Source organism: Paenibacillus sp. NFR01, assembly GCF_900111565.1.
Classification (GTDB): Bacteria; Bacillota; Bacilli; order Paenibacillales; family Paenibacillaceae; genus Paenibacillus_AQ.
Genome location: NZ_FOIK01000003.1, coordinates 393045 through 406800 on the forward strand (window position 1 = coordinate 393045; position 13756 = coordinate 406800).

Annotated in this window: 10 protein-coding genes; all 10 read left to right on the forward strand. The window is 52.4% G+C overall.

Annotated elements, in window-relative coordinates; all coding sequences use genetic code 11:
- Window positions 1-3: 3 nt before the first annotated feature.
- Window positions 4-825 (forward strand): flagellar hook-basal body protein, encoded by an 822-nt coding sequence (locus BMW84_RS16630; protein ID WP_091070334.1) that lies wholly within the window; start codon window positions 4-6, stop codon window positions 823-825.
- An 8-nt stretch (window positions 826-833) separates the two neighbouring features.
- On the forward strand, window positions 834-1064 hold the full coding sequence (locus tag BMW84_RS16635) for a DNA-directed RNA polymerase subunit beta (protein ID WP_091070336.1): 231 nt from the start codon (window positions 834-836) through the stop codon (window positions 1062-1064).
- A 380-nt stretch (window positions 1065-1444) separates the two neighbouring features.
- Window positions 1445-1867 (forward strand): 3-hydroxyacyl-ACP dehydratase FabZ, encoded by a 423-nt coding sequence (gene fabZ / locus BMW84_RS16640; RefSeq protein ID WP_091070338.1) that lies wholly within the window; start codon window positions 1445-1447, stop codon window positions 1865-1867.
- A gap of 44 nt (window positions 1868-1911) precedes the next feature.
- Entirely contained in the window at window positions 1912-3630 is a 1719-nt protein-coding gene (locus tag BMW84_RS16645) for a phospho-sugar mutase (protein ID WP_091070340.1), read from the forward strand.
- A gap of 110 nt (window positions 3631-3740) precedes the next feature.
- Window positions 3741-5777 carry a DUF5693 family protein gene (locus BMW84_RS16650; protein ID WP_091070341.1) on the forward strand — a complete coding sequence of 679 codons (2037 nt, stop codon included), beginning with the start codon at window positions 3741-3743 and terminating at the stop codon, window positions 5775-5777.
- Window positions 5753-6892 carry a polysaccharide pyruvyl transferase CsaB gene (csaB, locus tag BMW84_RS16655; protein ID WP_091070343.1) on the forward strand — a complete coding sequence of 380 codons (1140 nt, stop codon included), beginning with the start codon at window positions 5753-5755 and terminating at the stop codon, window positions 6890-6892. Before BMW84_RS16650 ends, csaB begins: the two co-directional genes overlap by 25 nt.
- Window positions 6893-6898: 6 nt before the next feature.
- Entirely contained in the window at window positions 6899-7654 is a 756-nt protein-coding gene (locus BMW84_RS16660) for a WecB/TagA/CpsF family glycosyltransferase (RefSeq protein ID WP_091070345.1), read from the forward strand.
- A gap of 116 nt (window positions 7655-7770) precedes the next feature.
- Window positions 7771-8898 carry a glycosyltransferase family 4 protein gene (locus BMW84_RS16665; RefSeq protein ID WP_091070346.1) on the forward strand — a complete coding sequence of 376 codons (1128 nt, stop codon included), beginning with the start codon at window positions 7771-7773 and terminating at the stop codon, window positions 8896-8898.
- 163 nt (window positions 8899-9061) lie between these two features.
- Complete coding sequence (locus BMW84_RS16670) at window positions 9062-13018, forward strand: S-layer homology domain-containing protein (protein ID WP_091070348.1); 3957 nt, start codon at window positions 9062-9064, stop codon at window positions 13016-13018.
- Between the two features lie 164 nt (window positions 13019-13182).
- Window positions 13183-13524, forward strand: a complete 342-nt coding sequence (locus BMW84_RS16675; RefSeq protein ID WP_091070350.1) for a hypothetical protein — start codon at window positions 13183-13185, stop codon at window positions 13522-13524.
- Window positions 13525-13756 lie beyond the last annotated feature (232 nt).

A 13756-nucleotide genomic window follows, 5' to 3' on the forward strand; every position in this document is an offset into this window, starting at 1 on the left:
ACGATGAATAACTCAACAATCAGCGCTGCGGTATCCATGGCCAGTCTCCAGCAGCGGCTTGACATTATTGCGAATAATGTCGCTAACATGAATACGGCCGGCTATAAGAGCAAGGAAGGCTCGTTTGAGGACGTGCTGACCCGTGTTCAGCAGCAGTCGAAGGAATACAACCAGCCGGGCCGCAGTACCCCGCTTGGTTTCACCGTTGGTTACGGCGTACGTGTGCCGGAAGTTACGAGCGACTGGGTAGAAGGCACGCTGCAGGAAACCGGTAATCCGACCGATCTGGCGATCCAGGGCAACGGTCTCTTCGGCGTTCAGGTCAACGGCGGAATCGGGTATACGCGGCAGGGCGATTTTCATTTTCAGCCGGATCCGGATGATGCTGCCAGCATGATTCTGGTGGACAATACGGGCAATTCCGTTTTAAACTCGGAAGGGGAGCCGATGAGGGTTCCGGCGAATGTCAGCGCCGCAATTGACGAAAGCGGACGGGTATTGACGAAGACCGGCGACAACGACCCGGTGGAGGTTGCCGGAACGCTGATGATCGTCGAGCCGCGCAGCAAAAGCGTGCTTCAGGCGGTGGACGGCAATTTTTACGTGCTGGCGGACGGCGTAACCGCTGACCAGGCTTTTGTGCAGCGCCAGCCGGGCGAAGCCACGGGCATCGGCGTGCGTTCGGGTTATCTGGAGCAGTCCAATGTGGATCTAACCAAAGAAATGACGGAACTTATGCAAATTCAGCGTACATATCAGCTGGCCGCGCGGGCGCTTTCTTCCAGCGATCAGATGCAAGGACTGGCTAATAGTATGCGCGGGTAGGTGAAGGAATGAGCCTTAACGATAGCCAAAATCCGGCGCAAGACAGCGGAAAGCCGCAGCGGAAACGGAGAATTCGCACGTGGACGATCATCCAGTGGTTCCTGATTCCGATTCTGCTGGTGGGAGCGCTTGCCGGCGGTCTGGTGACCGGCTATGTTGTGCTGGGGCACCGGGAATTCAGCGATGTGCTTCAGTTCAGCACGTGGAAGCATGTGTATGACCTCGTGTTCGCGCCGTAATTGTTTCGCAAACTCCCTTATTGTACATTATGTACAAGGGAGTTTTTTTGTTTGGCCGGGCGTTTAAGGGCTTGTCCTAGGTTCGGGTGGACGTAGATGGAAGTTTTTCTTATAATTCAGAATGTATGAACTTTAGGATAGACGACATCCTGAATGGACTCGGGTAGGTGTTTTTCTTATACTGGGATATGTATATAAAGCCGGGGAGGCCGGCGGCGCGTAAAAAGGCCCTCTCCGTCATGCGGCGCATGCCTGGAGAAAGCCCCTATCTTAACCTCCACTTCTGCAGGTGGTGAAGGATAGCTATAGTTTTTGCCGAAGCGGTCCATATTTATGCAGTTGCTGTACATATCCGTATTTCCGAAAGGGGCTTGTCCTTAATGATGAATATCAATGAGATCCAGGAGATCATCCCGCACCGGCCGCCATTTTTGCTGGTGGACAAAATTATCGAAATCGAAATGGGCAAACGGGCGGTAGGCATCAAGAACGTAACGGTGAACGAGCCGTTTTTTGTCGGCCATTTTCCGGGATATCCGGTGATGCCCGGCGTGCTGATTACCGAAGCGCTTGCGCAGGTCGGCGCCGTGGCGATCCTTGGGGTTGAAGCGAACCGGGGCAAAATCGGGTTCCTGGCCGGACTCGACGGCTTCCGCTTCCGCGGTCAAGTGGTTCCCGGCGATACGCTGACGCTTGAAGTCGAAATCACCCGCCTCAAGGGCAGCATCGGCAAAGGCCAAGCTACCGCCAAGGTGGACGATAAAGTTGTAGCCTCCGGAGAGATAATGTTTGCGCTAAGCTAACCGTTTTAGTTCATCCAATTTATAGATATGAAGGAGAGATATCCATGACTGAATTAAGCCCAAAAGCTGCTGAAACGTTGTCCCGCTGGTTGCAGGACCCGTCCGTGGACGAAGCGACGAAAGCCGAACTCAAAGCGTTGGAGAACGACCCGAAGGAACTTGAAGAGCGTTTTTACCGTGATCTCGAGTTTGGTACAGGCGGTCTGCGCGGCGTGATCGGCGCGGGCAGCAACCGGATGAACCGTTACACGGTGGGCCGGGCTACCCAAGGGTTGGCGAACTACCTGCTGGAAAAGCATACCGGCGAAGGCAGACCGTCCGTGGTCATCGCCCATGACTCCCGCCGGTTCTCGCCGGAATTTACGCTGGAAGCCGCACTGGTGCTCGCCGGAAACGGCATCGACGCCCACCTGTACCCTTCGCTGCGCTCGACGCCGCAGCTTTCGTTCAGCGTCCGCCATTTGAAGGCAACCGGAGGGATTGTCATCACCGCCAGCCATAATCCGCCGGAATATAACGGCTACAAAGTATACAATGCCGAAGGCGGTCAGCTGGTACCGGACGAAGCGGAGCAAGTGATTGCGGCGATTCTGGAAGTGGATTCCTTTAACGGTGTAAAACGGATTTCCCGCGAAGAGGCGGAAGCGGCAGGCCTGCTGCACTGGCTCGGCGAAGCGGAAGACGAAGCGTTTACGGATACGGTGGCTGCGGTCAGCGTTGCCCGTGACGAAATTACAGCGAAGCTGGGCAAAGACTTCTCCATCGTCTATACGCCGCTGCATGGAACGGGCAATCTGCCGGTCCGCCGTGTGCTGGAGAAGATCGGCTTCACGAAGGTGCATGTGGTGCCTGAGCAGGAGCAGCCGGATTCCGAATTCTCGACGGTGAAGTCGCCGAACCCGGAAGAACGTGAAGCGTTCACGCTGGCGATGAAGCTCGGGGAAGAGCTGGGCGCGGATCTGCTGATCGGAACCGACCCGGATGCGGACCGGATGGGCGCTGTCGTGCGGGATAACGAAGGCAAGTTCGTAGTGCTGACCGGCAACCAGTCCGGAGCGTTGATGATCCATTACTACTTGAGCCGCCTGCAGGAGCTGGGCAAGCTGCCGAAGAACGGCGCTGTCGTCAAAACGATCGTTACCAGCGAAATGGGCGCGGCTGTCGCTTCCCACTACGGTGCGACCGTATTCAACACTTTGACCGGCTTTAAATACATTGGGGAAAAAATGACCCAATTCGAACAGTCGGGTGAATACACCTACTTGTTCGGGTATGAGGAAAGCTACGGTTATCTGGCCGGCAACTACGCCCGCGATAAAGATGCTGTGCTTGCCGCCATGCTGATTGCCGAAGCGGGCGCTTACTACAAGGCCCAAGGTAAAACGCTGTATGACGTACTTCAAGAGCTGTACGAGCAATTCGGATACTTCCTGGAGAGCCTGGAGTCCCGCACGCTCAAGGGCAAAGACGGAGTGGCGCAGATTCAGGGAATCATGACTGACTGGCGCAGCAATCCGCCGCAGGAAATTGCCGGCGCGGCTGTAACTGAAGTTCTCGATTACTCGCTAGGCCTAAACGGTCTTCCGAAGGAAAACGTACTGAAATATCTGCTCTCCGACGGTTCCTGGTTCTGCCTGCGTCCGTCCGGTACCGAGCCGAAAATCAAGGTGTACTTTGCGGTCCGCGGCGAATCGGTACAGAACGCCAAAGATAAGGTCGCTGCGCTGACTGGGCAGGTTATGGCGCGGGTCGACGGGAAATAATACAACTGTAAAAGCTGGATCGCGGAAACGGATACCGTCATGGTTTTGGGGCGGACATCCGTTTCTGCTTGAGTATAGAGGGTTTGAAGTGAGATGAGGAGGAACTTTTGGTGCAGCAGAAATGGCAACGTTGGAATATCGCTTCACGCAGATGGCTGTGGATAATCGTCGTGATCGGTTTGGTCGCGGCGCTCCCGGTCGTCTATGACCGACTGCAGACCGAGAAATCTTCGAAAACGGTGGAAATCGTTTTTGATTACCGCGACCTGGTGGATGCGGCAAGCTACCGCAGCAATCCGCAGGACTATATTTCCGAGCAGCTCGACCGGTTGAAGGAAGCCGGCGTGCAAAGCATGGCAATTTACGAGAATACACTTGACGATTACCGCAAAGCCCGGCGTTTGATGCTGTGGGGCGCAACGGATATCGCGAATTTGACGGATACGGTGATCCCGGAGAATGATAATTATACATACGTTCTCTTTACCAGCACGGCGAATTCGGACGCCTTGTCCCCGGTGATCAAGGACACCTTCGGCCGGCTGGGTATCGTAACCGAAGATTGGGAATTCCGCGGGCAAAAAGGTCTGATCATCAAGACGCCGATCGAGGATGCTACGCTGAAGCCGATTCAGCCGGACCCGTTCACATTGGACATGCTGCATGACAAAGGTTTTAACATCGTGCCGCGGCTCGTCGACTCGCTGCCGTACGACCAGGATGCCGTGAAGCTGCTGCTGGACCGTTATGCGGATCTGGGCGTCAAACGCATTTTGTTCGAGGGCGATTCGGTCAAAGGTTATAATGACAACGCCAAATTGAACAGCCTCTCCGCCTTTGCCGATCTTTTGAAAGAACGGGGTATCGGCATCGCGGCGATTGAGAATATCAAGGCTCAGCAGAAGGGGTTCAAAACGCTGGCCTATCAGCTGGACTATAACGTTACCCGTCTTTATTCGCTTAGTGAAAATGATTCCAGCCTGTCGCCGGAAACGATTGCCGACCGCTTTGCGCTGGCGACCAAAGACCGCAACATCCGGATGCTATACTTGAACACCGCACCTTCCCGCGATGTCAGCAAGGCGCAAATCACGGATACCCTGGACAATCTGATCACTAGCTTAAGCGGACCGGATGGCGCTATAGAGAAGATCGAGGACAACGGCTTCAAGCTGGGCCAAGCTACCGCCTTTGACGTCGTGGATTCCGATTATCAGCGTTACTTCAAGCTTATTGCCGTCGTCGGCGCCGTGTCGATGGTGGCCTTGATGATTTCGTACTTTATCCCGTGGCTGACGCTTCCGGCCTGGGCGCTTGGCCTCGTGGGCAGCGCGGGATTGCTGGCACTGAAGCCGGATTTGTTTGCTCAGGCACTGGCTTTGGCCGTAGGTATCAGCGCGCCGACCGTTGCCGTCATACTGGCCATCCGCAAAATCAATGAAATGGGGCCGCCGCTTCGTAAAAACCCGCTGACTTACGTAGAGATGAGCCCGGGCCGGCGGCTGGCGCACAGCCTGGTGCTGTATGTCAAAACCGCTTTGATCTCGCTCTCCGCGGTTCCATTTGTCATCTCCTTGCTGAACAATATTACGTACAGTCTGGTGCTTGACCAGTTCCGCGGCGTAAGCCTGCTGCATCTGGCGCCGATCGGGCTAATCGCGATTTACGTACTGCTGTATCGCGGCGAATTTGCCTTTAACAAAACCGGCAAGCTGCTTCGTACGCCGATTACCTTATCTTGGGTGATTGCAGCGGGTGTTATCGGAATTTTGGGTATGTATTATTTGAGCCGTACCGGAAACAACGGCAGCGTGAGCTCGATTGAAATGTCCTTCCGGACGTTCTTGGAAAATACGGTGCATGTCCGGCCGCGCAACAAGGAGTTCCTGCTGGCACATCCGCTCTTTATCGCAGGCGCTTTTATGGCTTATAAATACCGAGGCGCCGCATTCTTAATGATCATTGCGGTCATCGGGCAGCTGTCCATGGTGGATACTTTCGCCCACATCCATTCTCCGGTCATCATCTCGCTGATCCGCGGCGGACTCGGACTGGGGCTCGGTTTGATTCTGGGTCTGGTAGCCGTAGCGGCTTGGCAAATCCTTGAAGGGTGTTGGAAACGATGGTCGCCTCTGCTCAAAAAATAATTCTGTCCGGCTATTACGGCTTCCGTAACAGCGGCGACGAAGCGGTGCTGCAATCGATTTTGAACGCACTCGACAAGGAATCGGAGGCTTCAGGTATCGTTTTCAAACCGGTCGTCCTGTCGATTGATCCCGAATGGACAAGCGTCACCTATGGCGTAGAAGCTGTTCACCGGATGAAACTCGGCGAAGTCCGGCGTGCAATTGCGGACAGCGTAGGGCTAATCAGCGGCGGCGGAAGCCTGCTGCAGGATGTCACCAGTCCCAAGACGATTCCTTATTATCTTGGCGTCATCAAGCTTGCCCAGTGGATGGGCAAACCGACGTTTATTTATGCGCAAGGCGTCGGCCCGGTAAACCGCAAGCTGTTCCACCCGCTGATCAAGTCGGTGCTGCGCAAATGCGCCTACATCTCCGTGCGGGATGAGCAGTCGCGTACCCTGCTGGGGCAGATAGGGCTGGAGCAGAGCCGCATTGCGGTTGTTCCTGATCCGGTTATGGGGCTTGCCCTGCCGAAAGGCAGCGCTGCTCCCGATCGGACACACGCTGGCACGGAGAGCTCCCTGCCGACGGTAGGCATCTCCGTCCGCTTCTGGGAGCAGGACCGCCGCGAGCTGGATGCCCTTGCGGAAGGCTTGATCAAGGCTTGCGGCGAAATGCCGCTCCATCTGCGTTTCCTGCCGTTTCACCATCCCTCGGATAACGAGGCATCGCGGTATGTGATGAGCAAGCTGGAAGCAGCCGTCAAAGATAAAGGCGGCGCCGTTAGCTTTTGCGAGGATGCGCTGCATCCTATGCAAATGCTGCAGGAAGTGGCCGGCTGCGATGCGCTGATTGGCATGCGGCTGCACAGCCTGATCTATGCGGCCGGCAGACGCGTACCGCTGATGGGCGTGTCTTACGATCCGAAGATCGACCAGTTTCTGCGCCGGATCGACTGCAAGCCTGTGGGGGCGACAGCATCCCTGGATAGCGGGTCAGTTGCGGCAGAGCTCTTGAAGCTGCTTCGTACAGGCGAGTCGTGGAAGCTTGAACGTGAGCCGCTCATAGCCGGGCTGGTTAGCGAAGCCGAAGCGCCTGCAAGACAAATTGGACAATATTTCCGGCATAAAGGATGATTAAATATGAAGGCGGATAGTGTAATACCTACTGTGCCGATTTTCGGCGTCCGTGTATCGAAGGTGGACATGCAGGCCACGGTTCGGTACCTGGTGGATGCCGTGCAGCGGCGCGAGCCGCATCAAGTCATTACAGCCAATCCGATTATGATTATGGCCGCTCTGGAGAATCCGGCTTACATGGATATCATGAAATCGGCGGAGCTGGTTGTGCCGGACGGCACGGGCGTCGTATGGGCTGCCGAATATTGCAAACAGCCGGTGGCCGAGCGGGTTGCCGGATTCGATCTGCTGCATGAGCTGTTGCGCGAGGGAGAACAATACGGCTGGAGATTTTATCTTCTCGGCTCGACGCCTGAAGTCATTCGAGAAACCGCGGTCCGGATTGAAGCGAAATATCCGGGGGTAGTGATCTGCGGATATCGCGACGGATTTTTCGGACCGGATCAGGATGAAGCGGTTGTCGAAGAGATCATTCAGACCCGGCCGGACTTCCTTTTTGTGGCCAGAGGCGCGGATACCCAGGAGCCTTGGATTGCCAAATACAAGGACAAGCTGAACATTCCGGTCATGATGGGAGTCGGCGGCAGCTTCGATGTCATCTCCGGCAAAAGCCGGCGCGCCCCGAAACTTTTCCAAAAGCTTCGTGCGGAGTGGCTGTATCGCCTTTTGAAAGAACCAACGAGGTACAAAAGAATGCTTGCCCTGCCGAAATTCGCAGTAAAAGTGCTGCGTGAGAAAGATAAAGTGACAAAAGCCTAGGAAAATCCGAAAATTTACTGAAAAAATCCGCTATGCCGCCATAAAACGGAATTGGAATTTGATTTTAGTTCAGCGTATAATTCAATGCGGTAGAGAAATGGGGGTCGACTGATCGAATGTTAATGATTTACATCGCCGGATCAATATTATGTATGGGACTCGCACTCCTCTTGACGCCGCTGGTGAAGAAGTTCGCTGTCAAGATTGGCGCTACGGACGTACCCAACGCCCGTAAAGTGCATACGCAGATCATGCCTCGCCTTGGCGGGCTCGGTATTTTTCTGGCTTTTGTCCTAGGCCTGCTTGTCGTATTGCCGGTTCTTCCTTACGACTTCACCCCGCGCGAGGAGAATTTTATCCGGGCTTTGCTCAGCGGAGGTGGCTTGATCGTCTTGATCGGCGCGCTGGATGACCGCTTCGAGCTTTCGGCCAAAGTGAAGCTGCTGGGGCAGATCGCTGCCGCCTGCATCGTGGTGTTTGGATTCGATATTACCGTAAACTTCGTAAATATACCGTTTCACAATTCGTACTCTTCGCTCGAAAGCTGGATCGCCATTCCGCTTACGATCTTCTGGATTGTCGGGGTTACCAACGCCGTCAACCTGATTGATGGACTGGACGGGCTGGCCGCAGGCGTCTCCGGCATCGCTATTGCAACGATTGCGGTTATGGCCTTTATTATGGGCAACACTGCGGTTGCGCTGCTCTGCCTTCTGCTGCTGGGCAGCATCGTCGGATTCCTGTTCTTTAACTTCCATCCGGCAAAAATTTTCATGGGCGACACAGGCTCCCTGTTCCTAGGCTTCTGTTTGGCGCTGCTGGCGCTGCTTGGCTTTAAACAGATTGCCGTTGTGTCCTTTATTACACCGCTCTTGATCATCGGGGTGCCGCTGTCCGATACGTTCTTCGCGATCGTACGGCGCAAGCTGCAGAAGAAACCGATTTTCGCACCGGACAAAGGCCATCTGCATCACTGCTTGCGCGAGCTGGGATTCAGCCACCGGCAAACGGTACTGATCATTTACGGCATTGCCGCTTTCTTCGGCGTACTGGCCGTTATTCAGACTTCGGCTTCGCTGTATGAAGCGAACTGGGTCACTTTCGTCGTCATCTGCGTCATGCTGTTCTTCCTGCAGATTGGGGCAGAGATTACCGGAGTTATCAGCAAGACGAAACGTCCGGTCATTGACTTCTTCATGCGCCTGCGGATGAAAACGGACGCCGAGCGCGGCTCCAAGTCTTAAGCATACAAGCCTCATGATCTTGTAATATATTCCCTTTCATGACAAAACTCATCCGATTTCGGATGAGTTTTTTATGTTTTTGTCTAAATTTACACATGGAAGTGACCGATAAAAGAACAAGCAAGGTAAACCATGGACATGAATAAAAAGGAGAGGTAAACACATGCAACGCATCAAGAGACCGTTCTTGTGGCTGGTTATGGCGGCTTTGCTCGTCTCGCTGTTTCCGGTCGGTATGGCCCGGCCCGCTTTGGCGGCTACCCCGACCGTTTCGACTTATTTTAACCCGGACAACAAGGCGCTGCTGGCAACCAAGAGCTTAAGACCCGACGCTGTGTCAACCGACAGTGATTATAATGCAGTAAAGATTTCGCGCAGTAACGTATATTTCACAACCAACGGATCGATGACGATTACGGGCTCTTACTCCCTGGTTACAGGCTCAACCATCAAGGTGAAGGTAGAGCAGCTGACCCAGGACAGCGCAACAAGTACGTGGAAAACCGATGCAACCCATGTCACAATCGGCTCTGTCTCCCTTTCTACGACCAATTCCATCAGCACGTTTAAGACCAACGGTTTGACGTTGTACTCCGGGTACAACAAAATCACCTTCTCGGGTGAACAAGGCGGCCTGGAACGCTCGGAATCGTTCTATGTACTGTTCGATAATGTCCCTTATGTCCAATATCTTAAAGTGCTCGATGCCGGACCTGAGCCCATCGTGCTGAACGAAGGAGCTCAAGTGGTGGTTTCGAATAACGAGATTACCATTCAAGGCGGCGTTGCCAACGCCACTTCCGTTACGGTCTCCCTGAATGGCGGCTCCGAGCAGAATGCTCCGGTGCTGGAGGATACCAGCGGGAAGTTTTTCGTAACGCCCTTACTGACGCTTGCTTCAGGCATCAATACCATTGATTTTACCGTGAAGACGGCATCCGATACGATTCATATTTCGCGTTCCCTGTATTTCTTTGATACGACGCAGCCTTTTACCGATATGCAATTGTCTTATGATTCTTCGCTGATCAAAGCTTATAATACTACACCGACGCTGACTGGAAGCAACACGACGGATCTGATTGCACAGGTTCTGCTTCCCTACTCCTCTTCTAGCCAAGCGTTTTCGACAAGCACCGGTGCGGCTGGAACGGCAACTTCGGTGAAGATCGGTACGGACACGTACCCAATACAGGTACAAAAACTCAATAACACAGATGGTACATCCGACGATGAAGTGATTATTCCTAAACCGGACGGAGAGTCCCCTGCTTACCGTCTCGTCAAATTCAAAGTTTCCGGGATTCCGCTGAGTGCGGGTTCCGGCCAGAAATTTACCCTTTATGTGAACTACGGCAATTTCTCGACATCGTATACCGTTAAATATAATTATCTGCAGAATGAAGTCGTTATTACCGATCTATACTATCTCCCGGATTACGTCTCAGGTGCAGATTTAACCAATGTGTCCAAGCTGCCGCTTGACGGTGCCGAAGTGAGCACTGCGAACTTTTACATTTCCGTTAAAACGAACAAAGCGCCAACAACAGGCAAAGATTTGTCTGCTTCGTATTTACCGCTCAGTTCACAAAAGGTAACGCTAACGCAGGTTGCTTCCGTTACCGGTTCTTCTGATAAGGAACGAATCTATAAGGTAACTGGATTCTCGACAGGGCAGCAGACTATCCGGTTCCAATATGCCGGTTCGACTTCGTATCAGAATGTATTAATTTCGTATGTATCCAAGAACTATATTTATGTAAGCAATCTTCAGGACGGTCAGACTTACACGTTTAACTCCAAGAAAACAAATACAATGACCATTACCGGTCAGTACATTGGATTCGAAAGCATTGATAATGCCCAGTATTATATTAATGGCATTGCCGGCGATCAGTTAAAAGAAGGTGCTGCACTGGATGGGCCGGATACAAAGCTAGGAGTCTATTACACATCGGCAACCGATAACCAAACAAGCTTTAGCCTTGTGTTAAATATCAAAGCCGGCGGTCCAATCCAATATGGCGAGAACACCTTTGTGTTTACAGGCGTCTCCATGGACGGTGCAGGCAACAAACGCGAAATTCGCAAGGAAATACGTATCTACATCGTGGATGAGAATACATCGACGCTTAAAGTATTCCGCCCGGCTACTGGAACAAACCGTACCAGTGTCCATGACGACATGACGGATGCCGAACTCGTCAGCTTCCTGAAAGTCTCTCCGGAGTTCGTTCAGCAGACCGGCAAGTTTGTAACCAGCGAAAAATCCTTTGACCTCCTGGTCCAAGGCAGCTCCGCCAATGCGCTTAATCTGTATCAAGGCAGCCAGTTGATCTTCTCGAGCAAATCGATTACTGGAATGCTGGGCAGTGCTGTAACCAAAAGCGTTGGCGACACCTATTCCTATACGGTTGATGGTGTGACGAATACCTTTATCTATGACTTCTATGGCAACGAAGATTCATTCGTGTTCCGTTTCCGCGATTTCAAATTCGACGCTCCGGGAACCCAGGTGTTTAACTTGGAACTGGTCAACAGTACAGGAGCGCGCAGCTCGCAGCGGCTTGAAATTGAACGTGTCGTTTCGCCTTACATTATCTTGTCGCCGGTGCCGACCGTAGGCTCGCAAATCGTCGTGAACAAAAACTTCGTGCGTTTTGACATCGAAGCCGAAGGCGCAACGAAGGTTATGATCGACAAGTTTGAAGCGAAGAAACGCACAGACGTGGACAACCGCTTTGTATATGACTATGTGGGCCTCAAACCGGACAAAGCAACGACAATCAAAATTCAAATTGTCCGCAGCGGTACAACCCTAAATGATTCGGTGACCGTCTATTACGCCAGTGCGGTGCAAGTTGATACCCAGTTTATGGCGGAGAAGGTAGCCAATAAATATACGGTATTCAACAAAGACCTGACACTGAGCTTCCCTAAGGGAACCGTAATGAAAGGGTATACGACCACGGGAGCAGCGAAATACTATCCGGATCAAAAGCTGCTGTTCGGCATCGCCGATCCGCGTGACGGCGTTGTAGAGCGGTATAACGATTACGGCAATCTGATCGGCAATGTGGCGGACGCCCGCTCCACAACCGGGGAAATCATTCAGCTGCCGGCGGATTTGACCAGCAACTTTGGCAATACAAATGAAACGAAGAACTTCACCCGCGTATCCGATATCTACTGGATCAGCGGCGGTCTCGGCGAAAGCGGAACGAAGCAGTCTACCAACGGCATTCCGCCGTACTCGCTTGAAGGAACGTATTTGCGGATTCCTTCCGACCGTTTGATCGTCCCTTCCCAGCGCGGGGACCTGACCCTTTCTTTCAATGACAGCGTCGTGGATGAGGTTGGAACAACGGTAACGGTATTCCGCTATGTGGAATCCAGCGGGTGGGAGAATGTCGGGGGCTCCGTCGATACCAAAGCGCATACTATTACGGTTCCGTTCGATAAATTCGGATATTATACGGTAATGAAGCTGCGCCGCGGATTCTCGGATATTACGAATCATCCATGGGCGCGTAACATTTTGAACGCCCTGTATTCGAAAGGCATCATGAACTACTTGCAAACGGACCGTTTCGGTGCCGACGATTTGACGACACGCGGTGAATTCGCAACCCTACTCGTCAAAGGCCTGAACATTCCACTGAATTATGACAACTCGCAGCAGACGTTCTTCGACGTCGTACCTAATTCAAGCACCTTGACCTGGGATTTCGCCCGGATTGAGACGGCGGCAAGAGCCGGTATCGTAACCGGCCTGAGTGACGGGTTCTTCGGTCCGGATGTTTCGTTGACGCGTGAGCAAGCGGCGGTCATGATTGCCCGGGCATTAAAGCTTAAAATGAATGCCAACAATGACAAGCTGCTTGCAAGCTTGAACAAGACCTTTGTGGATGCCGGCAGCTCCGATTTCTATTCCCGCCCGGCGATAGAGGCGGTATCCAAAGCGAAAATCATGGAAGGCAGCGCCAGCACGCCAACCGGATCAACGAAGCCGGTATACAGTTTCAATCCGAAGGGTAAACTGACAAGAGCGGAAGCCGGCAAGATTGCGGTAGCCCTTCTCCAGAAGAGCACCAACATTTTCCCGAAAACCTTCAATTAACCTTCAATTAATATGAAGTGAAGTTACGGCGGTCCGCGAAACTGTTCGCGGGCCGCCTTGTTTTGAAGCGGAAGCGGGAACTTCTGACAATAGCTTTGTAATCTGATACGTTTTACGTTACAATAACGAGGAAGTCAATATTTTCTGAAAGGTGAAAGCCATCGATGAAACCGATTTTGTCTAAAGCACAACTGGACTATACAAAAGCCAAAAACATGTTTGAGAATAGAGCAAAAGTATTGGAGAAAGAAATTGCCGCCAAACGGGCTCTGCAGGAAATTACCCAGGAAGTAATGGAAGAGCTGGTTCAGGCTACGGGGTTCCACGATGCATACAATGATCTGGTGGTCGCAGAGAATGCTTTGATTGAGTGGTCCCACTCCACCATTAAGCACGAGAAGAGTTATAAAGACAATAAAGCGGCGATTGACGCCTTGTACGAAAATGTGAATGCAAGCCCGGAGAAACGGCAGGAATTGATTCAATTATCGATGAAGATCCGTTAGTTATAAGATGAAATAGTGAAAAGCGCCGGTTTCGGCGCTTTTTTTGATTTATTAAGGGCATATATGGTTATTATCTTTACAAATATTGTTTAATGACGATACGAAAAACGGTGTGCTATACTGAATCCCGTAGCCGGTTAACCAGCCAATACTTAGTAGAGCATACATATGTATCTTCTATTGTAATGTGCAGGAGATCAAAAATAATAAAAATATTTTAAAACCAGCCGCA